The sequence below is a fragment of the Nonomuraea sp. NPDC049684 genome (genome assembly GCF_044465345.1).
Classification (GTDB): domain Bacteria; phylum Actinomycetota; class Actinomycetes; order Streptosporangiales; family Streptosporangiaceae; genus Nonomuraea.
Genome location: NZ_JBITLO010000002.1, coordinates 119,470 through 145,256 on the forward strand (window position 1 = coordinate 119,470; position 25,787 = coordinate 145,256).

Sequence of the window (25,787 nt, forward strand, 5' to 3'; positions counted from 1 at the left end):
GCCTCCTGTCCTGCTTGGACGACCGATCGTAGGGCCGCCGTCACGTCCGAGAGGGGGAAGTGGGGAAGATTATCCGTCGTGGACGACGCCTTTACCTGCGCAAACGTCCGCGAATCAGGCCACCTGGACCGTCACGGCCGGCCACCCGCTGGCGCCGTCGGGCGCGGGCGGCGCCTGCTGTTCGGTCTGGGTGTGACCCGCCGCGTCCGTCGCGCGCGCCTCGATCGTGTGCTCCCCGGGCGTGGCGTCCCAGTCGAGCGCCCACTGCCGCCAGGTGTCGGGCCCCGGCACGGCGGCCAGCCGCGCCTGCCGCCACTCGCCGCGATCGATGCGCACCTCGACGGCGTCCACCCCGATGTGCTGAGCCCACGCCACCCCGGCGATGGTCGTGCGCCCGGCCTTCAGCGAGCCGCCGCTCCTCGGGACGTCGATGCGCGACTCCGTCTTGATGGGCCCCTTGGCGGCCCAGCCGCGTGGCGTCCAGTACGCCTGGTCCCGGTCGAACCGGGTCACCTTCACGTCCACCACCCACTTGGTGGCCGACACGTACCCGTACAGGCCGGGCACGACCTGGCGTACGGGGAAGCCGTGCTCGAACGGGAGCGCCTCGCCGTTCATGGCGATGGCGAAGAGGGCGTCGCGGCCGTCCATCACGACGTCCACGGGCGTGCCGCAGGTGAAGCCGTCGTCGGAGGTGGACAGCAGCATGTCGGCCCCCGGCTGGAGCCCGGCACGGCGCAGCAGGTCGGCCATGCGTACGCCGAGCCAGCGGGCGTTGCCGACGTACGGGCCGCCCACCTCGTTGGAGACGCAGGTCAGGGTGATGTCGGCCTCGGTGAGCGGCAGGTTCAGCAGCTCGGCGTAGGTGATCTCGACCGGTCTGTCCACCATGCCGTGGATGCGAAGCCTCCAGGCGCGCGGGTCCACCTGGGGGACGACGAGCGCCGTATCAACTCTATAGAAGTCCTGATTTTTCGTGATGAAGGGTGACAGGCCGGGGATGCGGAAGTCCGTACCGGCGGGAAGGGGACGGGCGGGCGTCGCGGGCCTGGGCAGCGCCAGGTTCACCCGCGTCGCGGCCAGCTCCCGCCGCCCGCCGAGCTGCCGCCCCAGCGCGGCCGACGCCCCCGCGACCACGATCCCGCCGGCCACCCCGGTGATCAGCCGCCGCCGGTCGAACCCCCGCTCCCCCGCCCCGGGACGCATCACGGCAGGCCGCTCCACAGCCCCCTCACCACCCTCGGAAACCGCACCGCCGCCCTTGGCATCCTGCTCGCCACCGGCATCACGGACGGCACCACCAACCCCGCCAGCCGGCTCACCACCGGCTTCGGTGATCGCACCGCCACCGACCCCGGGGACCGCGACCGCGCCGCGGCGACCGCCCGCGCGCCGCAGCAGCCACCCCAGCGTCAGCCCCCCGCACAGGACCCCGGCCACCGTGGGCAGCACGTCCGCCGCCCCCGCCCCCGGACGGGTGAGCACCGCGGCCACCCCCACCACCCCGAACAGGGCCAGCCCCGCGTACCCGTACGCGAGCCGCCGCCGCGCCAGCACCCCGACGACGGCCGCGATCCCGGCGAGCACCACGAGCACGCCCCCGACGAGGACGGTCTTGTCGTTCTCCCCGAACGTGTTGATCGCGAAGTCCTTCACCGGCGCCGGCGTCAGGTCGACGGCGGCGTCCCCCACCGCCACCACCGGAAAGGTCTCAGGACCGATGAGCCCGGCGACGAGCTGCGCGATCCCCAGCGCCAGCGCGCCCGCCGTGAGCCCCGCCACGGCACCGGCCCACGCGGGCACCCCGGCGGGCCCCCGCGCGGGTACTGTCTCGTTCTTCTGCACGGTACGACGTTACGTCGCCCGAGGTCAGCAGGTTCTTACGCGGTGGTTACGAGCCGACGATGTCGCGCACGATCGGCGCCAGCGCGCGGAAGGCGCGGCCCCGATGGCTGATGGCGTCCTTCTCGTCGGGCGACAGCTCGGCGGTGGTGCGATCGTGGCCGAGCGGCACCAGGATCGGGTCGTAGCCGAAGCCGTTGGTGCCCCGCGGGGTGGTGATCAGGTGGCCGGGCAGCGTGCCCTCCACCACCCGGTGCTCCCCGGACGGCAGCGCGAGCGCGGCGGCGCAGGCGAAGTGCGCCGACAGCTTCTCGGCGGGCACGTCGGAGAGCTGGGCCAGCAGCAGGTCGAGGTTGGCCTGGTCGTCGCCGTGGCGGCCGGACCAGCGGGCCGAGAAGACGCCGGGCATGCCGTTGAGCACGTCGACGCAGAGCCCTGAGTCGTCGGCCACGGCCGGCAGCCCGGAGCCGTTGGCGACGGCGTGCGCCTTGAGCAGCGCGTTCTCCTCGAAGGTGACGCCGGTCTCGGCGACCTCGCCGATCTCGGGGAACTCCTCCAGGCCGACGATCTCGAACCCGGTGAGGATGCGCCGCAGCTCCGCGATCTTGCCCGGGTTGCGGGTGGCGAGCACGATCTTCATGCGCCCAGCGCCTCCTGCTGGATCAGGGTGAGCTCCTCGCACCCGGCGGCGGCCAGGTCGAGCAGCTGGTCGAGGGCCGCGCGGTCGAAGGGCACGCCCTCGGCGGTGCCCTGGACCTCGACGAAGGCGCCCTCGCCGGTCATCACGACGTTCATGTCGGTCTCGGCCGCGACGTCTTCGGTGTAGCACAGGTCGAGCATGGGGACCGAGCCGACGACCCCGACGGAGACGGCCGCGACCGAGCCGATCAGCGGGTCTCCGGGGCACATCTTGCGCGCCTTCATCCAGGCGACGGCGTCGGCGAGCGCGACGTAGGCACCGGTGATCGCGGCGGTCCTGGTGCCGCCGTCGGCCTGCAGAACGTCGCAGTCGAGCAGAATGGAGTTTTCGCCCAGCGCCTTGTAATCGACGCACGCGCGAAGTGATCTTCCGATCAACCGGGAAATCTCGTGCGTGCGCCCGCCGATTTTGCCGCGGACCGATTCCCGGTCATTACGGGTATTGGTCGCCCGCGGCAGCATCGCGTATTCGGCCGTGACCCAGCCCTGCCCGCTGCCCCTGCGCCAGCGCGGCACGCTGTCCTGCACCGACGCCGCGCAGAGCACCCTCGTGCCGCCGAACTCGACGAGGACCGAACCCTCGGCATGCGCCAGCCACTGCCGGGTGATGGTGATGGGGCGTAGCTGGTCGGGGTTGCGGCCATCCTGTCGGGACATGCAGATCACCCTATCTCCGTGGCACGACACTCTTGACCAAATGTGTCCGACACATGGATCCTTACGCAATGACAACGGGGGTGTTGCGAAACCCTGACTTCCTCCGGTTCCTGACGTCGCACGTGGGGAACGAACTGGGAGCGAATATCTCGCGCGTGGCCCTCCCGCTGGTGGCGGTCGTCACGCTGCACGCGCAGCCGGCCCAGGTGGCTCTGCTGTCCGCGCTGCAGACCGCCGCGTTCCTCGTGCTCGGCCTGCCCGCGGGGGTGTGGGTCGACCGGATGCGCCGGCGCCGCGTGATGATGGTCACCGACCTGGCCAGGTTCGTGCTGCTGGCGAGCATTCCGCTGGCGGCGTACCTGGGCGTGCTGTCGATCGGGATGATGTTCGCGGTCGCCTTCCTGGTGGGTGTGGCGCAGGTCTTCAACGACGTCGCGGACCAGACGTACCTGCCCAGCCTGGTGAGCGCGCGGCAGCTCGGCGACGGCAACTCCAAGCTGGAAGTGGTGCGCTCCGGCGGCTTCCTGGCCGGGCCGGGCGTCGGCGGCCTGCTGGTGCAGCTCGTCGGGGCGCCGTTCACGATGCTCGCCACCGCGCTGGGCTCGCTGACGTCGGCGCTGTTCCTCAGCGCCATCAAGACCCCGGACAAGCCGCCGGTGGCGGGCGAGCCCGAGCCGTTGCTGCGCGGCATCGGTGTGGGCCTGCGCTACGTGTGGCGCGACCGCCTGCTGCGCATGTTCGCCGCGTCCTCGGTGATGGCGAACCTGACGGTCGGCGCGGTGCTCGGCCTGTCGGTGTTGTTCCTGGCCGAGGAGGTGGGCCTGGCGCCCGGTCTCATCGGCGTGCTGCTCATGTCCGGCGGGTTCGGCGGCGTGGCCGCGGGCCTGCTCGGCGCGCTGCTGGCCAGGAAGGTCGGCACGGCCAGGATCACCTGGCTCTCCCTCACCGTGCCGGCGCCCTTCGCCCTGCTGCTGCCGATGACCCAGGCCGACTGGCGGGTGGCGTTCTTCGCCGTCACCTCGATCGCGTTGTCGTGGAGCTCGGCGCTGGCCGCGGTGGGCCAGATCACCTACCGGCAGACGACGGTCCCCGAGCAGCTGCTGGGCCGGGTCAACGCCTCGTTCCGGTCGCTGACGTGGACCTCGGTCCCGCTCGGCGCGCTGCTCGGCGGGATCGTCGCCCAGCAGTTCGGCGTGCGGACGGCCTTATGGGTGTTCATGATCGGCCGGGTCGTGTCGTTCGTGCCGCTGCTGTTCTCGCCGCTGCCCCGATTACGCGACTTCGACGACGTTCAGGCCAGGTCGTAGACCGCGCCGCTGCGGGCCAGCTCGATCGGCCCGGCGTAGCCGCCCCTCGACGCGTCCTGCAGCACCCTGGCGTTGTCGTTCCACGGCACCAGATGGGTGAGCACGAGCTTGCCCGCGTTGGCCTTGGCCGCGTGCTCGGCCGCCTGACGGCCGGTCAGGTGCAGGTCGGGCGGCAGATCGGGCCCCTCGACGAACGACGCCTCGCACAACAGGAGGTCGGCCCCCGCGGCCAGCTTGACCAGCTCCGCCGACTCCCCGGTGTCCCCCGAGTACGCCATGCACACGTCGTCGCTGGCCACCCGGAACCCGTACGCCTCGACCGGATGGTTCACCAGGCCGGCGGTGACGACGAACGGCCCCACCTCGAACGAGCCGGGCGACAGCGGCGTGAAGTCGAAGGCGGTCTCCAGGCCGGGCTCGTCCGGCATCCCGTACGCGGCCGCGAGCCGGGCCGGCGCCCCCTCGGGCGCGTAGACCGGCACGGGCGGGTACGGCGCGTCGGGCCCGTACGTGCGGGCCACGTGGTAGCCGCAGACGTCGAGGCAGTGGTCGGCGTGCAGATGGGACAGGCAGATGGCGTCCACGTCGTAGAGGCCGATGTGGCGCTGGAGCGCGCCGAGCGACCCGTTGCCGAGGTCGAGCAGCATCCTGAACCCCTCGGCCTCGACGAGATAGCAGGACGCGGGGCTGTCGGGGCCCGGGTAGCTGCCCGAGCATCCGACGATGGTCACCTTCATATGGGCCTCCCGCTCAAGGTAGTACCCCCCACTGGCGCGACTTCGACCACGTCGATCTCCGGGCCCAGGAATCGCCTGCCGAGGCGGGCGAAGAGCTGGGAGTCGCCGGTGGCGCGGAAGCGGTGCCGGGGGGTGGCCTCGCCTCCCGCCGCCAGGCCGCGGTCGTGCAGGATCCGGTAGACGTCCTTGGCCGTCTCGTCGGCGCTGGAGACCAGCGTGACCCCGTCGCCGACGACGTAGGAGATCGCGCCGGTGAGCAGCGGGTAGTGGGTGCAGCCGAGGATGAGCGTGTCGCAGCCGGCCGCCCTGATCGGTTCGAGGTAGTCGCGCAGGACGTCGATGAGCTCCTTGCTCATCGTCTCGCCGCGCTCGACGTACTCCACCAGCCGGGGCGCGGCCACGCCGGTGAGCTGCACGTCGGGGGCCGCGGTGAAGGCGTCGTGGTAGGCCAGCGACGTGATGGTGGCCTGGGTGGCGATCACGCCGACCCGGCCGGTGCGGGTGGCGCGCACGGCCCGCCTGGTGGCGGGCTGGATCACCTCGACGACCGGCACGTCATAGCGTTCGCGGGCGTCGCGCAGCACGGCGGCGCTGGCGCTGTTGCACGCGATGACGAGCATCTTGACGTCCTGCTCGACGAGGTGGTCCATCACCTCAAGGGCGTAGGCGCGCAGCTGCGCGAGAGGTTTCGGCCCGTACGGCTGGCGGGCCGTGTCGGCCACGTAGGTGATCGACTCGTGGGGGAGCTGGTCGATGATCGCGCGGGCGACCGTCAGGCCGCCCACCCCGCTGTCGAAGATCCCAATACTCTCGTCCGGCACGCTCTAGAGGGTAGGCGACCTGCTCGATCAACACCGCGTAAGAATGCTCACACCTGACGAAGACGCGCCTGTCGTGTCGCGCGCCTCAGCCTCTTCCGACCCTGGCGAGCTGGCGGGACTGGGCGACGAGCCGGCCCGCGGAGTCCCAGACCTCGACCTCCTCGTCGAACCAGCCGTCCGAAATGAGGCGGCCGCTCCCGATCAGGGTGAGCCAGCCGGGGGCGGGCAGGGCCCGCAGGTGCCAGGTGAGCTCGACGGTGGGCGCCCAGCCGCGGGCGCCGGCGGAGAAGACCACGGGCGGCAGCGCGTCCACGGCCAGGGCCAGCACGTACGGGTCGGCGTCCTGCGGCTCGGCCATCCTGAAGTACGCCCGCGACTCCGGCCTGCCCGTCGGCTCGCCGGCCAGCCAGGCGATGGTGGGCGGGTCGAAGCGCATGTCCATCTGGGCGTTGAGGGTCATGTTGTTCTCGGGCTTGGGGTCGGGCAGCTTGACGCACTCCTCGACGGACGGCATGACGACCGAGGGCGCGTCGGTGTAGGCGGGGTCGGCGCCGGCCAGGGTGGCGGTGGTGATCAGGCTCTCGATCTGCGGCACGCCGTCCTGGACGAGGGTGGCCCTGGCGAAGGCGGCCGTGCGGCCCGACTTCAGCGGCTCGACCCGGACCTGGGCGGGGCCGGCGACCGGTGAGCGCAGGAACTGCGAGGTGGTGCTCACCGGGTGCTCGAACGGCGAGGCGTCCACGGCGGCGCGCAGGATCACGGCCATCAGGTAGCCGCCGTTGAGCGGGCCGCCGATGGAGTATCCGGGGTCGAGGCACACGTCATAGGTGGTCTCGTCGACCCGGATCGCCTGTGTGGCCTCGTCGAACTTGGTCATCCCGCCCTGCCTTCACCGTACGGAACTATATTCTAGTAGTCCCCCACTTTACGCGGGGCTGCGGCGTTCGCACCACGCCGTTCCGATATCAGCGCGCCTACCTGCGGAAACACCACCCGGATGGGACAGTTCGATCATGGCAACTGTCACCGAACTCATCGGTCAGTCGGTGTGGGACTGCAACGGGATCTGGGTCGGTCACGTGGTCGACATCCGCGCCCACAAGCACAGGGGCGGGCTCCAGCAGAGCCAGACGGTCTACGGCCTGGTCGTCTCGGGACGGCGGGCGCCCGTCCTGCTCGGGCTCACCCGCGACCGTCAGGGCCGCTCCCCCTGGCTGTCCAAGACGCTGGCGCGGACGGTGTACGCAGGGTGCACGTTCGTCCCCTGGGCCTGCGTGACGGACTGGACGGATGGCGAAGTTCACCTCGATGTGCTGAAAAAGGAGCTGAACCGGGCCTGATCCCGACTTCAGCACATTGCAAGCGGCCATCTAGCAACATCAGCTACCTTCTCTGTGGTCAAAAGTCCACATTGTGAGTTGAGTGATGTCTGCGAATAATCCCCCACCTGGCCAGGATCCTGAGCGCACCACGGCGTACCGAGGAGGCTGGGACCAGCCGCAGGAGCAGCAGCAGCCGTACCAACCGCAGCAGCCGTACCAGCAGCCCTATGGTCAGCAGGCCCCGCAGCCGGGGCAGGGAGCTTCGTACGGGCAGCCGGCTTACAGCCCTCAGTCCGCCTACGGCCAGCAGCCCGCTTACGGCGCCCCGTACGGCGGCCAGGCGCAGCAGGGTTGGCAGCAGCAACAGCAACAGCCACAACAGAGCTGGCCGCAGCAGGAGCAGCAGGGGTGGCCGCAGCAGGACCCCTACGCCCAGCAGCAGCAACAGCAGGGCTGGCAGCAGCAGGACCAGTACGGACAGCAGGGTTGGCAGCAGCAGGGCCCCGAGGGCTTCGGCCCGCCCCAGCCGGCGAAGAAGGGCGGCCGCAAGGGCTGGCTGATCGCCGGCGCGGCGGCGCTCGCGGTGGTGCTGCTCGGCGGCGGCGCGGTGTGGGCCGTGGGCGCGATCGGCGGCGGCGGCACGCAGCCGAACGAGGTGCTGCCCGCCAACGCGATCGCCTACGCCCGCCTCGACCTCGACCCGGCCGCGAACCAGAAGCTGGCGCTGTTCCAGCTCGCCAGGAAGTTCACGGTCACCAAGGGCTCCTTCACCGGCGAGGACCCCCGCCAGGCCCTGTTCAACCTGGTCAACGAGAGCGGCGACAAGAAGGTCGACTTCGCCAAGGACGTGGACCCGTGGCTGGGCAGCAGGGTCGGCTTCGCCGCCGTGCCCTCCGGCAAGCCCGAGCCCGACTTCGCGGTGGCCGTGCAGGTCAAGGACCAGGCGCAGGCCAAGGCCGGCATCGCCAAGCTCATGGACGGCGACAAGTACGGCATCGCCTTCCGCGACGACTACGCGCTGCTGTCCTCGACCCAGGCGCTGGCCGACAAGTACGCGAAGGGCGAGGCCACCCTCGCCGACAACAGCGAGTTCAACGACGACATGGGCGACGTCGGCGAGCAGGGCGTGCTGTCGTTCTGGGCGGACATGGGCGCGCTGGCCAAGCTCACCCCCATCCCCGCCGAGCAGGCCGCGAGCATCGAGCCCATCAAGGACGCCCGGTTCGCCGGCGCGCTGCGCTTCGACAGCGCCTACGTCGAGCTGGCCGGCCTGGTCCGCGGCGCCAAGGGCGTGACCTCGGACGACCTCCAGCCCGCCGCCCTGGGCACGCTGCCCGCCGGCACCGCCGGCGCCCTGTCGGTCTCCGGCCTGGACCAGATGATCACCAGTCAGTGGGCCCAGATCCAGAAGTCGGCCGCGGCCGGCGGCGGCGCCGAGGTCCAGCAGCTCCTCGACCAGGCCAAGACCAAGTTCGGCCTCGACCTGCCCGGCGACCTGGCCACGGTGCTGGGCAAGAACTTCACGGTCGCCGTGGACAGCCAGGGCCTGGACGGCGACCAGATCAAGGCGGGCGTCCGCGTGGTCACCGACCCGGCCAAGGCCCAGGCGGTGGTCGGCAAGATCGAGAAGGCGCTGGCGGCCAGCGGGCAGCCCGCACCGCAGCTCGCCAAGGTGCCCGGTGACGGCGTCTTCACGGCGGCGACGAGCGAGGAGTACGCCAAGAAGCTGGCCGAGGAAGGCACCCTGGGCGACTCCGAGACGTTCCAGACCGCGATCCCCGACGCCGGCGAGGCCACCTTCGCGCTCTTCGTGGACCTCGACAAGGTCGAGCACCTGTACCTGCAGAGCATGCAGGGCGACGAGAAGGCCAACGCGCAGGTCCTGCGGGCCGTCGGCCTGAGCGGCAAGCAGAGCGCCACCGAGGCGGACTTCTCGCTGCGGGTGTTGTTCAACTGACCATGAACAAGGGGGCGGCCGTTCCGGCCGCCCCCTTGTTCATGTCGTCAGGCCCAGAGCTGCCCTTCCAGGCGCTCTTCCGCCTCCTCCAGGGTGCCGTCGTAGGCGCCCGTGGACAGGTACTTCCAGCCGCCGTCGGCCACCACGAAGACGACGTCGGCCCGCTCGCCCGCCTTGACGGCCTTCCCGGCCACGCCCAGCGCGGCGTGGAGCGCGGCGCCCGTCGAGACGCCCGCGAAGATGCCCTCGGCGGCCAGCAGCTCGCGGGTGCGGCGCAGCGCGTCGGCCGAGCCGACGGAGAAGCGGGTGGTCAGCACGGACTCGTCGTACAACTCGGGGATGAAGCCCTCGTCGACGTTGCGCAGGCCGTAGACCAGCTCGCCGTAGCGCGGCTCGGCGGCGACGATCTGCACGCCGGGCACCCGTTCCCGCAGGAAGCGGCCGACGCCCATGAGCGTGCCCGTCGTGCCGAGCCCGGCGACGAAGTGGGTGACCGTGGGCAGGTCGGCCAGGATCTCCGGGCCGGTGGTCTCGTAGTGGGAGCGCCAGTTGGCCGGGTTCCCGTACTGGTAGAGCATCACCCAGGACGGGTTCTCCGCGGCCAGGCCCTTGGCCACGCGGACGGCCTCGTTGGAGCCGCCCGCGGCGGGCGAGGAGATGATCTCCGCGCCCCACATGCGCAGGAGCTGGCGGCGTTCCTCGGAGGTGTTCTCCGGCATCACGCAGATCAGCCGGTAGCCCTTGAGCTTGGCCGACATCGCCAGCGAGATGCCGGTGTTGCCGCTGGTGGGCTCCAGGATCGTGCAGCCGGGCGTGAGCAGGCCGTCCTTCTCGGCCTGCTCGATCATCCACAGCGCCGGCCGGTCCTTGATCGACCCGGTCGGGTTGCGGTCTTCCAGCTTGGCCCAGACGCGCACCTCGGGCGAGGGCGACAGCCGGGGCAGCCCGACGAGCGGCGTGCGCCCGACCGAGTCGATCAGCGAGTCGAACCGCATGTCACCCGCCGGCGACGGCGGGCAGCACAGTCACCGTGTCACCGTCGGACACCGGGGTGCCGAGGCCGCCGAGGAAGCGCACGTCTTCGTCGTTGAGGTAGACGTTGACGAAGCGGCGCAGGCTGCCCTGGTCGACCAGGCGGTCCTTGATGCCGGGGTGGCGCGACTCAAGGTTGCTGATCAGCTCGTCGAGGGTGGCGCCCTCGGCGTCGACGGCCTTGGCGCCGTCGGTGTAGGTGCGCAGGATGGTGGGAATGCGAACCTCGATGGCCATCGCGGTCATTCTCCTCTTATCTGGTCGTCGTCCCATCGGCGGCAACACCGATGGCTTGGTACGGATTCCAGATCAGCGACAGTCGTAGACGACGACGGCCGGGGTGTGCGCGAAGAGGTAGCTCTGCACCGGCCGGACCATCATGGGAGGAATCTTACCTCTTCCTCCTCGATCACTCCGTCGAGGATCCGGTAGGAGCGGAACTCGACCTCGTTCTCGTCCCTGGTCGAGACCAGGACGTAGTGGGCCTGCGGCTCGGAGGCGTAGGACACGTCGGTGCGCGACGGGTACGCCTCGGTGGCGGTGTGGGAGTGGTAGATCACGACGGGCTCCTCGTCGCGGTCGTCCATCTCCCGCCAGACGCGCAGTTGCTCCATGGAGTCGAACCGGTAGAAGGTGGGCGAACGCTCGGCGTTCTCCATCGGGACGAATCGCTCGGGCACGCCGTCGCGCCCCGCGATCACCCCGCACGCCTCGTCGGGATGGTCGGCCCGCGCGTGCGCGACGATCTTGTCCACCAGTTCCTGCGAGATCGTGAGCATGCCCGGAAGCTACCAGAGGGCGCGGACCAGGCTGTCTTGGAGGTAGGTCAGCCAGTCGTAGGTGACGTAGGCCGGGTAGCGGGGGTCGTCCTCGGACATCATGGCGATCTCGTCGTGGATCTCCTCGGTCACGTCGAGCTTGGTGCCGAGCGTCAGGCGCACGTCGTTGAGCGAGCGCAGCCACGCCTGTGCCTGCTCCGGCGTCAGCTCGGCGCCGCCGGGCCGCGCGGTGTCCAGGACGGTCTGGGCGTCGGCGCGCTTGCCGTCGCGCAGTGTGGCCTCGGTGTAGCGGCGGAACTCCGAGGCCTCCTGCTCGTCCTCGTAGGCCGAGGGGAACAGCCGGGCCAGCACCGGGTCGGTGGGCGCCTGGGCCGCCCCGATGCCGAGCGCCCGCTCCAGCGGATCGTCGCTGGTCTCCCCCGGCGCGACCAGGCCGAGCAGCATCGAGACGAGCGAGCGCAGCAGCGAGACCTCCGCGGCCTCGAACTGCGCGATGACCGAGCCGTTCCGCCCGGCCGAGAACCCCGAACTCACCGCCGCCGCCTCACTTGACCGAATCCGGCTGGACCGTCGCCCACAGGCCGTAGGAGTGAAGAATCTGCACATCGCGTTCCATCTCTTCGCGCGTGCCACTGGACACGACCGCCTTGCCCTTGTGGTGGACGTCCAGCATCAGTTTCTCCGCCTTCTCCTTGGTGTAGCCGAAGACGGTTTGGAAGACATAGGTCACGTAGGACATGAGGTTGACCGGGTCGTTCCAGACGATGGTCACCCATGGCAGATCGGGCCGGACGTCCGATGACGGACGCTCGACGGTGATTGGAGCGGTGCTACCCACATCCCCGAGTCTGCCCTATCTGGGTCGTAGTCTTCGAGTCGTGAGAATGACCATGAGCACTGCGTTGCTCACAGATCACTATGAGCTGACGATGCTCCAGGCGGCACTGCGCAGCGGCGCGGCGCACCGGCGCGCGGTCTTCGAGGTGTTCGCCAGACACCTGCCGGGCGGCCGCCGGTACGGGGTCGTGGCCGGCATCGGACGCGTCCTGGACGAGCTCGAACGCTTCCGTTTTGGTGACGAAGAACTCACCTTTCTCCGCGAGCAGGAGGTGGTCGACGAATCGACTCTGGCGTTTCTCGCCGATTACCGGTTTTCCGGGAACGTCTACGGCTACCGCGAGGGCGACCTGTACTTCCCCGCCTCCCCGATCATGATCGTCGAGGGCACCTTCGCCGAGGCCGTGCTGCTGGAGACGCTGACGCTGTCGATACTCAACCACGACTGCGCCATCGCCTCGGCCGCCTCCCGGATGACCAACGCCGCCGGCAAGCGCCCGCTCATCGAGATGGGCTCGCGCCGCACGCACGAGTACGCCGCCGTCGCCGCCGCCCGCGCCGCCTACATCGCCGGGTTCGCCTCCACCTCCAACCTCATGGCCGGCCACGTGTACGGCGTCCCCACGGCGGGCACGGCCGCGCACGCCTTCACCCTGCTGCACGACTCCGAACGGGACGCGTTCGAGGCCCAGATCGCCTCCCTCGGCGTGGGCACGACGCTGCTGGTGGACACCTACGACGTCGAGCAGGCGGTGCGCACGGCGGTCGAGCTGGCCGGCAGCAAGCTGGGCGCGGTCCGCATCGACTCCGGCGACCTGGCCGCCGCCGCGCAGGAGGTGCGCGAGCTGCTCGACTCGCTCGGCGCCTTCGACACCCGCATCGTGGTCACCTCCGACCTCGACGAGTACGCGATCGCCGCGCTCGCCGCCGCCCCGGTGGACGGCTACGGCGTGGGCACCTCCCTGGTGACCGGGTCCGGCGTCCCCACGGCGGCCCTGGTGTACAAGCTGGTGGCGCGGGAGACGGGCGCGGGCCGGCTGGAGGCCGTGGCCAAGCGGTCGGTGGGCAAGCCGTCGCGCGGCGGGCGCAAGGAGGCGTACCGGCTGCTCGACGCAGGCGGGCACGTCGAGACCGAGCTGATCACGACCGGCGGCGTCGTCCCCGAAGGCGGCATCCCCCTGCTGCACGAGCTGGTGCGCGACGGCGAGGTCGTCGGCCGGGAGCCCCTGTCCGCCGCCCGTGAGCGCCACGCCGCCGCCGTCGCGCTGCTCCCCCAGGAGGCGCTGCACCTCGGGAGGGGGTACGCGGCGATCCCCACGGAGTTCGTCTGACGTATCGTGCTCTTATGGGCACCGCGTTGATCATCGTCGATGTGCAGAACGACTTCTGCGAGGGTGGCAGCCTGGCCGTGGCAGGCGGCTCTGAGGTGGCCGCCGCGATCACCCGCCATCTCGGCGACCACGGCTACGACCACGTCGTGGCCACCCGTGACCACCACGTTGACCCCGGCACCCACTTCTCGGACACCCCCGACTACGTCACGTCCTGGCCCGCCCACTGCGTGGCCGGCACCCCCGGCGCCGACTTCCATCCCTCCTTCGACGTGTCGGAGGTGGAGGAGGTCTTCAGCAAGGGCGCCCACGCGGCGGCCTACAGCGGCTTCGAGGGCGCCTCGGGCGACGGCGCGCCGCTGGCCGACTGGCTGCGCGAGCGCGGGGTGACCGAGGTCGACGTGGTGGGCATCGCCACCGACCACTGCGTGCGGGCGACCGCGCTCGACGCGGCGGCCAACGGGCTGGCCGTGCGCGTGCTGCTCGACCTGACCGCGGGCGTCTCCCCGGCGACCACGCAGTCGGCCCTGGCCCAGATGGAGGCCGCCGGCGTGACGCTGGAGGGCGCGCCCAAGGCGGGCTGACCGGCCACAGCCCCGGGACGGCCCGGGGTGCGCCGCCGCCGGGCGTGATCACGCACGGTACACAGTGCGCAACCCTGCGGTCATGTGATATTCAAGGATGACCTAACCTCTCCGCAGTCGAAGTAGTACGTAGAGTCATATCTCTTCATCCTGTGCGAGGTTCCTCATGCTTGCCATCTCCCTGGGCGTGGCCTGGCTGCTGCTCGCCCCTCTCGCCCTCTGGGTGCTCGTCAAGGGCCGTCCGGGGGCGCGGGTGGGCGCCGTCGTGACGCTGGCGCTGCTGGAGGCCGCCACGGTCGCGATGGGCGACGTGCCCTCCGGCCGCGGCCCCGCCGTCGTGGCCCACGACATGCCGCCGGCGCCCGCGCTGCCCGCCTGCGACGAGCGCACCCCGATCCCCCAGTGGGCCAAGATCGGCCGGCAGCTCGTGCTGTCGTGGTCGGCCGCGCCGCGCGAGTGCGCGACGGCCAAGGTGATCGCGCGTCCCGAGGGCCGCCGGCTGCTGGTGTGGGTGCACGAGGGCCCGCTGAGCGGCGACCATCAGGGGGTGCGCACCCTTCCCGTCCGCGTCAAGGACGGCCGGGCCGCGCTGACCGTGCCGCTGCCTGGCAAGGAGCGCTACGTCCCCGTGGACGGCCGCTCCGGGAGGAGGATCCCGGCCCCCGCCGGCCTCTAGAGCCCTCTAGAGGGTCGCCACGGCCAGCCGCAGGGCGTCGTCGAACCTGGCGAACACCTCGAACGCGTGCCGCAGCCCCGTGATCGACAACACCCGCGCCATCACCCCGTGCACCCCCGCGAGCAGCAGCCTGGTGCCCCTCGACTCGCACCGCTGCATGACCTCGACGAGCTCGTTCATGCCCATCGAGTCGCAGAAGGCGACCGCGCCGAGGTCGAGGATGAGGAACGGCTCGGCCGGCAGCTCCCAGACGCGCTGCATGTGCTCGCGCAGGACCGGGACCGCGTAGACGTCGAGCTCGCCTTCGAGCCGGATGATGACGGCGTTTCGGGAGAGGCCGCAGGCGACGGTGAGCGTCGACCTGCCGGGGGCCTCAGACGACATGGGCAAGATCCTTCTGGTATCCCAAGACAGCCAAGAGGGTTGTTGCCGTTCTGGCCGGCTCTCTAACGGAAGGTCACTGCTCTGTGTCCAAATGTGCAGGGTCCCCTGCCGGACCCCCGCCGCCCCCCTTCGCCGGTTCGCGGGGAACCGGCGAAGGGGGGCGCGGCTAACGCCGCTGGGTGGCCCAGCGGCGGATGGCGTCGATGCGCTCCTGAATCTGCTCGGCGGTGGCCTGCGCGATCGGCGGGCCGCCGCACGTGCGGCGCAGCTCGGCGTGGATGACGCCGTGGGGCTGGCCCGTGCGGTGGTTCCAGGCGCCGACCAGGCCGTTGAGCTCGCGCCGGAGCTCGGCGATCTGCTCGTGCGGGGCGAGCGTCTCCTTGGGCTGCTCGGCCGGGCCCTGCCTGCGCTTGGCGGCCTGCTGGTCGGACTGGCGCTTGCGGAGCAGGGTGGCCACCTGGTCGGGCTCCAGGAGGCCGGGCAGGCCGAGGAAGTCCTCCTCCTCGGCCGAGCCGATCTCCGCGCCGGTGCCGAACTCGCCGCCGTCGAACAGCACGCGGTCGAAGGTGGCGGAGGTCTCCATCGTCTCGAACGGCAGCTCGTCGCCCAGGACGTCGGGGTTGTCCTTCTGCCGGTTGGCCTGCTCCAGCAGGCTGTCGTCGAGGCCGTCCTCCGGGGGCTTCCTGTTGAGGACGTGGTCGCGCTCGACCTCCATCTCGTTGGCCAGCCCCATGAGGGTGGGCACCGAGGGGAGGAAGACCGAGGCGGTCTCGCCGCGCTTGCGGGCGCGTACGAACCGGCCCACGGCCTGGGCGAAGAAGAGCGGGGTGGAGGTCGAGGTGGCGTAGACGCCCACGCACAGACGCGGGATGTCGACCCCCTCGGAGACCATGCGGACGGCCACCAGCCACCGGTCTTCGGAGGCGGCGAACTGCTTGATCTTCTTGGACGCCCCCGGGTCGTCGGACAGGACCACCGTCGCGCCCTCGCCGGTGATGTTGCGCAGGTGGCGGGCGTAGGCGCGGGCGGTCTCGTGGTCGGTGGCGATCACCAGGCCGCCCGCGTCGGGCACGCCCCGGCGGACCTCGGTCAGGCGGCGGTCGGCGGCCTGCATGACCTGGCGGATCCAGTCGCCCTTGGGATCGAGGGCGGCCCGCCACGCCTGGGACAGCTGGTCCTTGGTGAGCGGGGTGCCGAGCGTCGCGGCGATCTCGTCGCCCGCGCGGGTGCGCCACTTCATCTCGCCGGAGTAGGCCAGGAAGATCACCGGACGGACGACGCCGTCGTCGAGCGCCGGGCCGTAGCCGTAGGAGTAGTCGGAGACGCTGCGCTTGACGCCCTCGGCGTCCTCCTCGTAGCCGACGAACGGGATCGGGTTGTCGTCGGACCTGAACGGCGTGCCGGTGAGCTGGAGCCGGCGGGTGGCGGGCTCGAACGCCTCGCGCACGCCGTCGCCCCACGACTTGGCGTCGCCCGCGTGGTGGATCTCGTCGAAGATGACCAGCGTCTTGCGGGCCTCGGTGCGCGCCCGGTGGAGCGCGGGGTGCATGGCGACCTGCGCGTAGGTCACCGCCACCCCGGTGTAGTCGCGCGAGGTCGTGCCCTGGCTGTTCTTGAACTCCGGGTCGATGCCGATGCCGACCCGGGCGGCGGCGTCGGCCCACTGGCGCTTGAGGTGCTCGGTGGGCGTGACGATGGTGACGGCCCTGATCACCCCGTTGGCCAGCAGCTCGCTGGCGATGCGCAGGGCGTAGGTCGTCTTGCCCGCGCCGGGGGTGGCCACGGTGAGGAAGTCACGCGGCTCGCGCCTGAAGTACAGGTCGAACGCCTGCTGCTGCCAGGCGCGCAGTTTGGGCGCGGTGCCCCACGCGGCGCGGTCTGGATAGGAAGGCGAAAGGTGGGACGCGGCGAAGGTGCTCACCGCATCACCTCTGGGGTTCGTGTGCTTCGCTCTCTCACAGTGACCCAAGAGTAATCGGGCTCACCGACAAGACGTGCCGTGCACCGAGGATTCTGGCCAAGGTCTTCCCTACGTGCTATGTGGCTTATCTGAAGCTCGTCATCACCGCGTCGAGCGCCTGTCTGCCGGTGGCCGCCTCGGGCTGGAGCAGGCCGACGAGCAGCACGGCGCGGCCCGCGCGAGTGAGAAGCATCACGCGCAGGAACGCGGGCCGGTTGACGACGTCCTGGTACTCGGCGCGCAGGGCCCGGGTGTGTCCCTGCGGAATGTCGCGGTCGTCGACGACGGTGACCTTGTCGCCCTTGAGCAGCAGCCTGGAGTACAGCTCGGCGGCCTCCCCCGCGGCCTTCTTGACGTTCCGCACGGGCTCGGCGACCCGCCTGGCCATGACCAGCGCGCCGTTGCCGTCCCTGGCGACCGAGGTGAAGCCGGTGACCGGCGGGACCGTCCCGGCGCTCCAGCCGGGCGGCAGCCGCAGCGTCACGCCGGCCACGGCGTCGCTCAGCCGGTCGGGCCGGGGCGGCGGCGCGGTGAGCCGGGACGCCACCGCGTTCGCCCCCGCGACCAGCCCCGCCGCCGCCACCAGGGCGACCAGGACGCCCGCCGGACGCCGTCCGCGCCGCGGCGCCTGTTCCAGCGGTCCGGGGTCGGCGGGGGTGCCGTAGAGGCGGGCCGAGGGAGGCAGCGGCTCGGAGGGGGTCGCGTGGCGGCGGGCCGAGGGGGGCAGCGGGTCGGAGGGGGCGGCGGGGCGGCCTGCCGGAGGCGGCGGGTCGAACGGGACCGTCCTGCGGATCCGCGGGTTCCACGCCGGCCGCTCGTACGGGTCGCGCCCCCGGCGCGGCGGCCAGGGGGCCTCCTCGTCAGCGTCTCCGCTGCCGTCGTCGTCGTCGTTGTCGGAGTCGTCCGGGAAGTCCGCGTCCTGGGGAGGAGTGCGGCGGTGGCGGGGCCCGGAAGCGGGGGGCCAGACCCGGTGATCATCCTCCATGACACCTCCTCGTCCCGTTGTCCTATCACTCCTCGGGACGAAGATCTGGCGATCCGTGATCGTTGTGGCGGGAGGGGCAGAATCACACGATCAGCGGGTGCGGGCGGCCAGGAACGTGGCGGCCAGCCCGATGAGCGCCATGAGGATCGAGATCACCACGAATCCGGTGGCGATCTGCCCGGGGCCGTGCCCGATGAAGTTGATCACCGCGCCGCCCAGGCCCACGGTCAGGGCCGAGCCCAGCATGTCGGTGACCGACAGCGCCGCGGAGTTGGCTCCCTGCTCGCTCACCGGCGACTGCCTGAGCGCGGTGACGCTGACCGTGGTCATGCCGAGGCCCATGCCGAACCCGGCCGCGATCCAGGCCGGCACCGCGATCCAGCCGCTCACCGCGGGCAGCGCCGCGAACAGCGCGATCACGATCCCGGCCGTGACGCACACCGCCCCGAGCCTGATCCGCCGGTGCGGCTCGGCGGTCCGCCTGCTCTGCAGGAACGAGCCCGCCGACCAGCCGAGCGCGCCCGTGGTCAGCGCGATCCCGGCGGCCCTGGCGTCGAAGAGCTTGACCGACGTGAGCACCAGCGGGATGAAGGAGTTCACCCCGAAGAAGGCGGCCGAGAAGAACCCGCGCAGCAGCACGGTCGTGGGCAGCCCGCGCACGAACCGCAGCGCGCCCGGCGGCAGCAGCCGGTACAGGCCGTAGGCGAGGAAGCCCAGCCCGCCGAGCGTGGCCGCCGCGCCGATCACCGGCTGCTTGTGCAGCTCGTCCACGCCCCACAGCAGCACGCCCGCGCCGCCGGCGGCGGAGGTGGCGGCCAGCGTCATCGCCAGCGGCTGCGAACGCGGCCCGCGCGGGCTCCCATCGGCCTCCCCGGGCGAGGCCATCCGGAGGGCGGGGACGAGCATCACCAGCGCGGGCACCACCAGTGGGATGATCCCGTAGAAGACGAATCGCCAGCCCCACTGGTTCGCGACGGCCCCCGCCACGGCCGGCCCGACCATCGAGGGCACGACCCAGGCGGCCGACAGCGCCGCGAAGACCTTGGGCCGCACGACCGCCGGGTAGACCCGCGCGATCATCACGTACAGCGCCACGATCGAGGAACCGGCGCCCAGCCCCTGGACGGCCCGCGCCACCAGGAACAGCTCCTTGGCGTCCGCCGCGCCGGCCAGCGCCATCCCGGCGACGAACAGCACCACCCCGACGAGGAACGGCAGCGGGTAGCCGCGCCGGTCCGACCAGAGCCCGGCGACCACGTTGGCGAACAGGCTGGCGATGAGGAAGGCGGAGAAGCTGATGCCGTAGAGGTTGAGCGCGTCGAGGTCCGCCGAGACCGCCGGCATGACGACGCCGACCGACATGCCCTCGAAGGCGATCAGCGTGACCACCAGAAGGATCCCCAAGGTGGCGGTGCGGTACTGGGGTCCGAGGATCGGGGGTGAGGTGTCGGGAGCGTCGATTGCCTTCGGTGCTGTCACCTGCACATCGTAATTGGCCCCAAACTACGCATCCGCGCTGCGTCGGTAGACCGTCCACATCTCGTGCATGCGGTCGGCCTGGCCCTGGGTGAACTCCGACATGCACCGGTCGTGGGTGTAGTCCATGTAGTTGCGCATCGGGTCGGCGCCGGTGTGGGGGCAGGTGTCCTTGCCCTCGGGGCAGCCCTCGGTCGCGCGGGCCTCGGGGGCGGTGTCGGCGATGCCGTCGCCGGGCTCGTCGCAGCCGTTCTCGAAGGTGTGGAACAGGCCGAGCCAGTGGCCGATCTCGTGGACGCCGGTGAAGCCCTTGTCGTAGTTGGTCATCGGGCCGCCGGGCAGGCTGCGCCAGTCGATCACGACGCCGTCGAGTGCGGGGGCGCCGGCGTACCAGTAGGGGTAGCTGGCGAAGCCCAGCATGAGTTCGCTGAGCTGGGCGATGTAGAGGTTGAGCGTCTGGGCGCCGCCCTTGTGCAGGCGGGTCTTCATGTCCTTCTCGCCGCCGACGGGGTCGGTGAACCAGCCGGCGTTCTCCTTGACGGAGACCGACTCCAGCTTGAAGCGCACGCCGGTGTCGACGCCGCCGTTGCGGCCCGCGTAGGCGGCGTTGAGGACGTCGATCTGGGCCTTGACCGCCTGCTCGGAGACCTTGCGGCGGCCGTCGGTGAGGACGACCACCCGGGTCGGCACGGTGATGCGCGCGGGCACGGCCACCCCGCGCAGCCGGACCTTCAGCTCGGCCATGACCTTGGCGACGTCCTCGGGGAGCGGCGAGCGCGGGCCGGTCGCCCTCGGCATGCCCCGCGTCGGGCCCGCGGCCGGGGGCATGGCCGGACGCCCGGCCGAGGGCACGGCCGGGTGCACGGCCGGTTGCACAGCCGGGTGCGCGGTCAGGCGCGCGGCCGACGACGGGCAGCGTGACGTCGGCGTGGCGTCGAGCGGGAGCGGCGGGGCGAGCCCGGCCGCCAGCAGGCATGCCAACGAGACGGCGGTCGCGCGCCGGGCCATGCAATCCCCCCGTGACGGTATGGGCTGGTCAGATTACCGACCGTAGCCTTACCCGAGGGGATTGGGCTTCAGCAACACTCACTGCTTCTCGTCGTCGCCCCCGCCGCCCGACGGGAGACCTTCGTAGATCTCCTTGCACTCGGGGCAGACCGGGTATTTCTTCGGGTCCCGGCTGGGCACCCAGACCTTGCCGCACAGGGCGCGGATCGGTGTGCCCGTCACCATGCTTTCGGTGATCTTGTGCTTGTCCGCGTAGTGGGCGAAGCGCTCGTGGTCGCCGTCACCGTGAGAGGTGCGCGGCGTGGTCTCCTGCTCGGGGAGGATCTTCGTGCTCACCCCATCGAGTTTATGCCCGCCGGCGAGCGGTCCCGCGTTGCGCGCCGGCGTGGCAGCGCGGCGAGCCCCGGAAGCCAGCCGAGCACGATTCCCCAGATCAGCCCCAGGGCCAGGCCGCCGCCGAGATAGCCGAGATAGGCGCCGATCCCGGCCTGCGCGACCGTGGCGAGCAGGGCCGCGCGCAGCAGGTTCACCGCGACCGCGGCGGCCACGAACCTGCCCCAGGTGCGCCAGAAGCCGCCGCGCGTGGCCGCCACCGCGCCGACCAGGGCGAGCGCCAGGACCGTGTCGGCGAGCGTGAGCAGCCACGTCGTCTCGCCGAGGGGGACGACGCGCAGCCCCGGCAGCGCGTACGGGCCCCCGACCGCGGACGGCACGGCCAGGTAGCCGACCCTCGTGACCAGGGCCGCGCCGAACAGACCGAACCCCAGGACGATCAAGAAGGCGACGATCGCCGGCAGGCTATTGCGAACAAGGCTCATGTTCGGCAGGCTAGCCGCGTCCATGATTCTGATGGAAGACCCCATTTCCCGGCATCTGCGGAGATCAGATGAAGCGTGCCAGGTTGCTCGCGACGACAGCCGTGCTCGTCCTGCTGGCCGGAGGCGCCGTCGCCGCCGCGACCAGGGACGCTCCCTCCTCCACGCCCCGCTATGTCACCGACGACCGGGGACGGGCGCTGATCCTGCACGGCTTCAACACGGCGGGCAGCGCCAAGGGCGCCCCCGACGCCCTGCCCGAGCTGACCCCGGACGACATCGACCGCGAGTACCGTGACATGGGCACGAACTTCGTGCGGTTCCTCATCCAGTGGCGGGCCGTCGAGCCCTCCCCCGGCACCTATGACACGAAATATCTGGACAAGGTGGCTGAGCGGGTGCGGTGGTACTCCGACCGCGGCTACCAGGTCATGCTCGACATGCACCAGGACCTGTGGGGCAACGGCATCACCCCCAGCGGCGTCGCCGGCAACGGCGCGCCCGGCTGGGCCACCCACACCGACGGCCTGCCGGTGGCCACCGAGCACTTCACCTGGGAGATGTACTACCTGGAGCCCGGCGTCATCCGGGCCTTCGACCACTTCTGGAACACCACCGGCGAGCACCCCGAGCTGATGGACCACTACGCCGGGGCGTGGGCGGCGGTCGCGGCCCGCTTCAAGGACGTGCCGGGCGTTCTCGGCTACGACCTGATGAACGAGCCGTGGGGCGGCTCGGTCCAGGGCGCGGCGTTCGAGACCGGCCCCCTGGCCACCCTCTACCGCAAGAGCATCGACCGGATCAGGGCCGTCGACCAGGACAGCTGGATCTTCCTCGAACCGCAGGCCGTGGGCGTCAACTGGGGGCTGCCGTCGTCGCTGCCGCGCTTCGACGACCCGCGCGGCGGGCCGCCGCGCATCGCCTTCGCCCCGCACGTCTACCCGCTGCCGCTGGACCTCGGGGACGACTACGCCGCCGGTTCCAAGGAGTGGACCGACCGCACGCTGGGCTGGTGGCGCGACAACATCGCGCGGACGGCCGAGCGCATGGGGGCGCCCGTCCTGCTGGGCGAGTTCGGGCTGGACATGACCCGGCCCGGCGCGTCCGACCTGGTGCGGAAGGTCCAGGGGGTGAGCGACGAGGTGGGCACCGGCATGGCCTACTGGTCGCGGGACGCCGACGCGTGGGGGCCGTACGACGTCAAGGGGAAGGCCACCGCGTTGCCGGGCGCGTACGTCAGGGCGTACCCGAGGGCGATCGGCGGCGTCCCGGTCAGCGTCACGTACGGCGAGAACCGCCTCCAGGTGACCTTCGACGCCAACGAGACCGGCCCCACCGAGATCTACCTGCCCGAACGCGGCTTCCCGAACGGCGCCCGGGTGGACGGCGGCACCGCCACGTGGAACGCCGCCAGGCGCATCCTGACGGTCACCACCAAGACCTCGGGCCGCGTCGTCCTGACCGTCACCCCCGCATAAACCGGACCAGGACAACCGTCACCCCCGCACAACCGGGCCCGGACAACCGTCACCCCCGCACACGCGGGCCCGGACAGCGGAACGGCCCCCGCCACGCTTGGGCGGGGGCCGTTCCGGCGGGACGCGGTCAGCCCATGTGGACCGGCGCGCCCTCGCTCTTGCGCCCGGCCTTGACGAACAGCGTCAGCAGGGCCGTCAGCACCGCGACACCGGTGCTGACCAGGAAGGCGAGGTGCATGCCGTCCATGAACGAGTGGTGCACGGCGTCCGTGACCACCTGCGGCAGCCCGGGCGGCGCCGCGCCGAACGCGGCGGCCTTCTCCAGCAGCGGGAGCTGCGCGGGCGGGATCGCCTGCGCCGCCGGGCCGAGGTAGCCGGGCAGGGTGTCGGCGATCTCGCCGGCCATCACGGCGCCCAGGATCGCGGTGCCGAGCGCGCCGCCGACCTGCATGGCCGACTGCTGCACGCCGCCCGCGACACCGCTCAGCTCGACCGGCGCGTTGCCCACGATGATCTCGGTCGCGCCGACGAACACCGGCGAGAGACCGAAGGCAAGCAGCACGAACGGCAGGCCGCTCTCGATGAACGAGGCGTCGATGCTGAGACGCGACATGAGGAACATCGAGCACGCGGTGATCAGCAGACCGGCGGCCATCGTGATCTTCGGGCCGAGCTTGCCGATCGCCATGCCGGCCAGCGGCGAGGCCACGATCATGCCGGCGCTCATCGGCAACATGCGCAGACCGGCCTCCAGCGGGGTCAGGCCGTGCACGCCCTGGAAGAAGAAGCCCAGGAAGAACATCGCGCCGAACATGGCGAACGCGACCATCATCATCAGCAGGGTGCCGATCGAGATCGAGGCGTTCTTGAACAGCGACAGCGGCACCAGCGGCTGCTTGGCCCTGCTCTGCCAGAAGATGAACGCGGCGATGAGCACCACGAACGCGCCGATGAAGGTCAGCGTCGTCGAGTCGCCCCAGCCCCACTCGGGGGCCTTGATGATCGTCCAGACCAGCGAGAACATCGCGCCCGACAGCAGCAGCACGCCGAGCCAGTCGATCCTGGCGAACGTCTGGACGCGGTTCTCCTTGATCAGGAAAATGCCCATGATCAGCGCGATGACGCCCACCGGGGCGTTGATGAAGAAGACCGACTCCCAGCTCACCTTCTCCACCAGCACGCCGCCCACGATCGGGCCGGCGGCGCTGGACAGGCCGATGATCGCACCCCAGGCCCCCATGGCCTGGTTCAGCTTCTCACCGGGGAAGGCGCCACGCAGCAGGGCCAGGGCGGCCGGCTGGAGCAGGGCGCCGAAGAGACCCTGCAGCACCCGCAGGCCGATCAGCGCGCCGACCGGCGACACGCCGGGCACGATGTCGGCCAGCTCCTGGCTGAGACCGATGCCGACCGAGGACAGAGCGAAGCCGGTCACGCCGATCAGGAAGACGCGCTTGTGCCCGAACAGGTCGCCGAGCTTGCCCGCCGTGATCAGGAACACCGCCAGCGCGAGCAGGTAACCGCTGGTCACCCACTGCAGGTCGGACAGCGACGCCTTCAACTCCATCTGGATGACGGGGTTGGCGATGCCCACCACCGTGCCGTCCAGCATCACCATGATGACGCCGAGGCTGACCGCCAACAGCACCAGCCACGGGTTTCCGCCACCTGTCCCCGTCTTACCGAGGCCGGGCGACGACGGTTCGACGACCGCCTTCGCGTTAGCCATAAGGTCCCCCTCAGTCACATACCGCTCAACTGCGGCATAGGTCTCGTAAGCCTCAGGTAGGGTATGTCAGGCGATGACTTATGACAAACGATTTTAAAAAGACGCTGCATGACTTCTGGCACACTGTGACAGAAAGGTGGCGAAGGGGTGTCCGCTGTGGGTCTACGGGAACGCAAGAAGGAGAAGACGCGCCTCGCGCTCCTCGACGCGGCGCTCGACCTGTTCCTCGAACAAGGATACGAGTCCACCACGATCGAGCAGATAGCGGGGGTCGTCGAAGTCTCTCCCCGCACCTTCTTCCGCTACTTCACCGGCAAGGACCATCTCGTGCTGTGGTTCCACGACCACGGCGAGGAGATCCTGCTGGAGGAGTTCGCCGCTCGTCCCGCGGACGAGCCCCCGTTCACGTCGCTCATGCACGGCCTGCGGGCCATGGTGGACGACATGCAGGGGTCAACGCCGGAGGACACCGAGAGGTTCCTGAAGCTGCGGCAACTATTCGATAAATATCCACATCTGGTGGGACAGTCGGTGGCCCGGGGCGCCGTCACGGAGATGCGGCTGGCCGAGGCCGTCGCCGCCCGCAGGGGCGTCGCCCCCGAGGACGATCAGCTGACGTACCTGATCGTGGCGTTCGCGATGTCCACCATGCGCATCGGCTTCGAGTGCCCGCGCAGGGAGACCACCATGCCGGAGATCGTCTCGCGCATCTCCGAGGCGGTCGCGCTGGCCGAGGCGTCGCTGCGGCCCGGCTGGGACACCCGCCCGGCGGCCTAGTTCATCGTGGGGTCGTCGGGGCAGGTCGCCACGAAGGCCAGCTCGCCCGGCTGGCGCCGCAGCACGTGCCGCCAGAGCGAGCCGGGGTCGCCGTGGAAGGTGTCGCCGGCCTCGGAGTCGACGACGTACCAGGCGCCCTCGGCGATCTCGCTCTCCAACTGGCCGGAGGTCCAGCCGGCGTATCCGGCGAAGATCCGCATCTGCGCGATCTCGCCCTGGAGGATCTCCGGGGGCGCGTCGAGGTCGACCGTGCCCAGGCGGGAGACGGCCGGGGTGCCCGCGTGCAGCCTGCGCCAGCCGAGCGGCTCCTCCCCGCTCGGGACCGCCGCGAGGGCGAGGGCGCTGTCGGTCTGGACGGGGCCGCCCTCGAACAGCACCGGCGGCCCGGTCACCAGCGGGTCCCAGACCGGCAGCACCTGTGTGACGGAGATGTCGCTCGGCCGGTTGAGCACCACGCCGAGCGTGCCGCCGTCGTGGTCGTGTTCCAGGATGAGCACGACGCTACGCCGGAAGTTGGGGTCGTCAAGAAGCGGCGTCGCCACCAACAAACCGCCGACGTAGATCGCTTCCGCCATACCTCCATCATGATGGGTGTGA

Annotated in this window: 28 protein-coding genes; 8 read left to right on the forward strand and 20 right to left on the reverse strand. The window is 71.0% G+C overall.

What is annotated here, in order from left to right:
• Positions 1-114: 114 nt before the first annotated feature.
• The 3 genes from ACIBST_RS06285 to rph are packed head-to-tail and all read right to left on the reverse strand — an operon-like array spanning position 115 to position 3,198.
• On the reverse strand, positions 115-1,845 hold the full coding sequence (locus ACIBST_RS06285; RefSeq protein ID WP_397169581.1) for a molybdopterin-dependent oxidoreductase: 1,731 nt from the start codon (positions 1,843-1,845) through the stop codon (positions 115-117).
• A 46-nt stretch (positions 1,846-1,891) separates the two neighbouring features.
• A complete protein-coding gene (rdgB, locus tag ACIBST_RS06290; protein WP_387667897.1) occupies positions 1,892-2,482 on the reverse strand; it encodes an RdgB/HAM1 family non-canonical purine NTP pyrophosphatase in 591 nt (196 codons plus the stop codon).
• Positions 2,479-3,198, reverse strand: a complete 720-nt coding sequence (gene rph, locus ACIBST_RS06295; RefSeq protein WP_357995279.1) for a ribonuclease PH — start codon at positions 3,196-3,198, stop codon at positions 2,479-2,481. Before rph ends, rdgB begins: the two co-directional genes overlap by 4 nt.
• 68 nt (positions 3,199-3,266) lie before the next feature.
• Here rph and ACIBST_RS06300 point away from each other — a divergent pair, with 68 nt between their 5' ends.
• Entirely contained in the window at positions 3,267-4,505 is a 1,239-nt protein-coding gene (locus ACIBST_RS06300) for an MFS transporter (RefSeq protein ID WP_397169584.1), read from the forward strand.
• Here the strand turns inward: ACIBST_RS06300 and ACIBST_RS06305 are convergent.
• The 3 genes from ACIBST_RS06305 to ACIBST_RS06315 all read right to left on the reverse strand — a co-directional run bounded on the left by ACIBST_RS06305 (position 4,490) and on the right by ACIBST_RS06315 (position 6,940).
• On the reverse strand, positions 4,490-5,242 hold the full coding sequence (locus ACIBST_RS06305; protein WP_397169585.1) for an MBL fold metallo-hydrolase: 753 nt from the start codon (positions 5,240-5,242) through the stop codon (positions 4,490-4,492). The two genes, ACIBST_RS06300 and ACIBST_RS06305, sit on opposite strands and share 16 nt — an antisense overlap.
• Positions 5,239-6,063 carry a glutamate racemase gene (gene murI / locus ACIBST_RS06310; RefSeq protein ID WP_397169586.1) on the reverse strand — a complete coding sequence of 275 codons (825 nt, stop codon included), beginning with the start codon at positions 6,061-6,063 and terminating at the stop codon, positions 5,239-5,241. The genes ACIBST_RS06305 and murI overlap by 4 nt, the downstream gene beginning before the upstream one ends.
• Positions 6,064-6,148: 85 nt before the next feature.
• Positions 6,149-6,940, reverse strand: a complete 792-nt coding sequence (locus ACIBST_RS06315) for a thioesterase family protein (RefSeq protein ID WP_397169588.1) — start codon at positions 6,938-6,940, stop codon at positions 6,149-6,151.
• Between the two features lie 136 nt (positions 6,941-7,076).
• Between ACIBST_RS06315 and ACIBST_RS06320 the strand changes: the two genes are divergently transcribed.
• Together ACIBST_RS06320 and ACIBST_RS06325 are read left to right on the forward strand one after the other, a co-directional pair.
• Positions 7,077-7,403 carry a hypothetical protein gene (locus tag ACIBST_RS06320; protein ID WP_397169589.1) on the forward strand — a complete coding sequence of 109 codons (327 nt, stop codon included), beginning with the start codon at positions 7,077-7,079 and terminating at the stop codon, positions 7,401-7,403.
• Positions 7,404-7,488: 85 nt separating this feature from the next.
• Positions 7,489-9,342 (forward strand): DUF3352 domain-containing protein, encoded by a 1,854-nt coding sequence (locus tag ACIBST_RS06325; protein ID WP_397169591.1) that lies wholly within the window; start codon positions 7,489-7,491, stop codon positions 9,340-9,342.
• A gap of 47 nt (positions 9,343-9,389) precedes the next feature.
• Here the strand turns inward: ACIBST_RS06325 and ACIBST_RS06330 are convergent, their stop codons facing one another.
• The 5 genes from ACIBST_RS06330 to clpS all read right to left on the reverse strand — a co-directional run bounded on the left by ACIBST_RS06330 (position 9,390) and on the right by clpS (position 11,991).
• Entirely contained in the window at positions 9,390-10,337 is a 948-nt protein-coding gene (locus ACIBST_RS06330) for a cysteine synthase (protein ID WP_357971112.1), read from the reverse strand.
• Position 10,338: 1 nt separating this feature from the next.
• Entirely contained in the window at positions 10,339-10,611 is a 273-nt protein-coding gene (locus ACIBST_RS06335) for a MoaD/ThiS family protein (RefSeq protein WP_352350116.1), read from the reverse strand.
• Positions 10,612-10,751: 140 nt separating this feature from the next.
• Positions 10,752-11,153, reverse strand: a complete 402-nt coding sequence (locus ACIBST_RS06340) for a M67 family metallopeptidase (RefSeq protein WP_352327704.1) — start codon at positions 11,151-11,153, stop codon at positions 10,752-10,754.
• A gap of 9 nt (positions 11,154-11,162) precedes the next feature.
• Positions 11,163-11,687 (reverse strand): DUF2017 domain-containing protein, encoded by a 525-nt coding sequence (locus ACIBST_RS06345; protein ID WP_397169593.1) that lies wholly within the window; start codon positions 11,685-11,687, stop codon positions 11,163-11,165.
• A gap of 10 nt (positions 11,688-11,697) precedes the next feature.
• Positions 11,698-11,991 carry an ATP-dependent Clp protease adapter ClpS gene (clpS, locus tag ACIBST_RS06350; RefSeq protein WP_397169595.1) on the reverse strand — a complete coding sequence of 98 codons (294 nt, stop codon included), beginning with the start codon at positions 11,989-11,991 and terminating at the stop codon, positions 11,698-11,700.
• Positions 11,992-12,037: 46 nt separating this feature from the next.
• Here clpS and ACIBST_RS06355 point away from each other — a divergent pair, with 46 nt between their 5' ends.
• From ACIBST_RS06355 to ACIBST_RS06365, 3 genes are all read left to right on the forward strand, one after another.
• Positions 12,038-13,321: a nicotinate phosphoribosyltransferase gene (locus ACIBST_RS06355; RefSeq protein ID WP_397170700.1), complete on the forward strand. Its 1,284-nt coding sequence runs from the start codon at positions 12,038-12,040 to the stop codon at positions 13,319-13,321.
• 14 nt (positions 13,322-13,335) lie between these two features.
• The gene (locus ACIBST_RS06360; RefSeq protein WP_397169597.1) at positions 13,336-13,905 is read left to right on the forward strand and encodes a nicotinamidase; all 570 of its coding nucleotides are present in this window, start codon (positions 13,336-13,338) and stop codon (positions 13,903-13,905) included.
• A 166-nt stretch (positions 13,906-14,071) separates the two neighbouring features.
• The gene (locus tag ACIBST_RS06365) at positions 14,072-14,581 is read left to right on the forward strand and encodes a hypothetical protein (RefSeq protein ID WP_397169599.1); all 510 of its coding nucleotides are present in this window, start codon (positions 14,072-14,074) and stop codon (positions 14,579-14,581) included.
• A 6-nt stretch (positions 14,582-14,587) separates the two neighbouring features.
• On the opposite strand, the gene ACIBST_RS06370 is transcribed toward ACIBST_RS06365, so the two are convergent.
• From ACIBST_RS06370 to ACIBST_RS06400, 7 genes are all read right to left on the reverse strand, one after another.
• Complete coding sequence (locus ACIBST_RS06370; RefSeq protein ID WP_397169601.1) at positions 14,588-14,965, reverse strand: STAS domain-containing protein; 378 nt, start codon at positions 14,963-14,965, stop codon at positions 14,588-14,590.
• A gap of 166 nt (positions 14,966-15,131) precedes the next feature.
• Positions 15,132-16,886 carry a DEAD/DEAH box helicase gene (locus tag ACIBST_RS06375; protein WP_397169602.1) on the reverse strand — a complete coding sequence of 585 codons (1,755 nt, stop codon included), beginning with the start codon at positions 16,884-16,886 and terminating at the stop codon, positions 15,132-15,134.
• A gap of 124 nt (positions 16,887-17,010) precedes the next feature.
• Positions 17,011-17,910 (reverse strand): hypothetical protein, encoded by a 900-nt coding sequence (locus ACIBST_RS06380; protein WP_397169604.1) that lies wholly within the window; start codon positions 17,908-17,910, stop codon positions 17,011-17,013.
• Positions 17,911-18,000: 90 nt separating this feature from the next.
• Positions 18,001-19,389: an MFS transporter gene (locus ACIBST_RS06385; RefSeq protein WP_397169605.1), complete on the reverse strand. Its 1,389-nt coding sequence runs from the start codon at positions 19,387-19,389 to the stop codon at positions 18,001-18,003.
• Positions 19,390-19,413: 24 nt separating this feature from the next.
• Entirely contained in the window at positions 19,414-20,394 is a 981-nt protein-coding gene (locus ACIBST_RS06390; RefSeq protein ID WP_397169606.1) for a M43 family zinc metalloprotease, read from the reverse strand.
• Between the two features lie 78 nt (positions 20,395-20,472).
• The gene (locus ACIBST_RS06395) at positions 20,473-20,730 is read right to left on the reverse strand and encodes a DUF3039 domain-containing protein (protein ID WP_397169608.1); all 258 of its coding nucleotides are present in this window, start codon (positions 20,728-20,730) and stop codon (positions 20,473-20,475) included.
• Entirely contained in the window at positions 20,727-21,212 is a 486-nt protein-coding gene (locus tag ACIBST_RS06400; RefSeq protein ID WP_397169610.1) for a hypothetical protein, read from the reverse strand. Before ACIBST_RS06400 ends, ACIBST_RS06395 begins: the two co-directional genes overlap by 4 nt.
• Positions 21,213-21,280: 68 nt before the next feature.
• Between ACIBST_RS06400 and ACIBST_RS06405 the strand changes: the two genes are divergently transcribed.
• The gene (locus ACIBST_RS06405; protein WP_397169612.1) at positions 21,281-22,687 is read left to right on the forward strand and encodes a cellulase family glycosylhydrolase; all 1,407 of its coding nucleotides are present in this window, start codon (positions 21,281-21,283) and stop codon (positions 22,685-22,687) included.
• Positions 22,688-22,814: 127 nt separating this feature from the next.
• Here the strand turns inward: ACIBST_RS06405 and ACIBST_RS06410 are convergent, their stop codons facing one another.
• A complete protein-coding gene (locus ACIBST_RS06410; protein WP_397169614.1) occupies positions 22,815-24,413 on the reverse strand; it encodes an MFS transporter in 1,599 nt (532 codons plus the stop codon).
• A 147-nt stretch (positions 24,414-24,560) separates the two neighbouring features.
• On the opposite strand from ACIBST_RS06410, the gene ACIBST_RS06415 reads away from it, so the two are divergent.
• Entirely contained in the window at positions 24,561-25,190 is a 630-nt protein-coding gene (locus tag ACIBST_RS06415) for a TetR/AcrR family transcriptional regulator (protein ID WP_397169616.1), read from the forward strand.
• Here the strand turns inward: ACIBST_RS06415 and ACIBST_RS06420 are convergent.
• The gene (locus tag ACIBST_RS06420) at positions 25,187-25,765 is read right to left on the reverse strand and encodes a YqgE/AlgH family protein (protein ID WP_352326141.1); all 579 of its coding nucleotides are present in this window, start codon (positions 25,763-25,765) and stop codon (positions 25,187-25,189) included. The genes ACIBST_RS06415 and ACIBST_RS06420 overlap by 4 nt on opposite strands.
• Positions 25,766-25,787: the final 22 nt, after the last annotated feature.

Coding starts and splice junctions, on each gene's coding strand:
- rdgB (WP_387667897.1), bottom strand. CDS start 2,482: ATGAAGATCGTGCTCGCCACCCGCAACCCGGGCAAGATCGCGGAGCTG.
- ACIBST_RS06360 (WP_397169597.1), top strand. CDS start 13,336: ATGGGCACCGCGTTGATCATCGTCGATGTGCAGAACGACTTCTGCGAG.
- ACIBST_RS06370 (WP_397169601.1), bottom strand. CDS start 14,965: ATGTCGTCTGAGGCCCCCGGCAGGTCGACGCTCACCGTCGCCTGCGGC.
- ACIBST_RS06410 (WP_397169614.1), bottom strand. CDS start 24,413: ATGGCTAACGCGAAGGCGGTCGTCGAACCGTCGTCGCCCGGCCTCGGT.
- rph (WP_357995279.1), bottom strand. CDS start 3,198: ATGTCCCGACAGGATGGCCGCAACCCCGACCAGCTACGCCCCATCACC.
- ACIBST_RS06325 (WP_397169591.1), top strand. CDS start 7,489: ATGTCTGCGAATAATCCCCCACCTGGCCAGGATCCTGAGCGCACCACG.
- ACIBST_RS06330 (WP_357971112.1), bottom strand. CDS start 10,337: ATGCGGTTCGACTCGCTGATCGACTCGGTCGGGCGCACGCCGCTCGTC.
- ACIBST_RS06335 (WP_352350116.1), bottom strand. CDS start 10,611: ATGGCCATCGAGGTTCGCATTCCCACCATCCTGCGCACCTACACCGAC.
- ACIBST_RS06365 (WP_397169599.1), top strand. CDS start 14,072: ATGCTTGCCATCTCCCTGGGCGTGGCCTGGCTGCTGCTCGCCCCTCTC.
- ACIBST_RS06390 (WP_397169606.1), bottom strand. CDS start 20,394: ATGGCCCGGCGCGCGACCGCCGTCTCGTTGGCATGCCTGCTGGCGGCC.
- ACIBST_RS06315 (WP_397169588.1), bottom strand. CDS start 6,940: ATGACCAAGTTCGACGAGGCCACACAGGCGATCCGGGTCGACGAGACC.
- ACIBST_RS06320 (WP_397169589.1), top strand. CDS start 7,077: ATGGCAACTGTCACCGAACTCATCGGTCAGTCGGTGTGGGACTGCAAC.
- ACIBST_RS06300 (WP_397169584.1), top strand. CDS start 3,267: ATGACAACGGGGGTGTTGCGAAACCCTGACTTCCTCCGGTTCCTGACG.
- ACIBST_RS06405 (WP_397169612.1), top strand. CDS start 21,281: ATGAAGCGTGCCAGGTTGCTCGCGACGACAGCCGTGCTCGTCCTGCTG.
- ACIBST_RS06420 (WP_352326141.1), bottom strand. CDS start 25,765: ATGGCGGAAGCGATCTACGTCGGCGGTTTGTTGGTGGCGACGCCGCTT.
- ACIBST_RS06355 (WP_397170700.1), top strand. CDS start 12,038: ATGACCATGAGCACTGCGTTGCTCACAGATCACTATGAGCTGACGATG.
- ACIBST_RS06380 (WP_397169604.1), bottom strand. CDS start 17,910: ATGGAGGATGATCACCGGGTCTGGCCCCCCGCTTCCGGGCCCCGCCAC.
- ACIBST_RS06340 (WP_352327704.1), bottom strand. CDS start 11,153: ATGCTCACGATCTCGCAGGAACTGGTGGACAAGATCGTCGCGCACGCG.
- ACIBST_RS06305 (WP_397169585.1), bottom strand. CDS start 5,242: ATGAAGGTGACCATCGTCGGATGCTCGGGCAGCTACCCGGGCCCCGAC.
- ACIBST_RS06400 (WP_397169610.1), bottom strand. CDS start 21,212: ATGAGCCTTGTTCGCAATAGCCTGCCGGCGATCGTCGCCTTCTTGATC.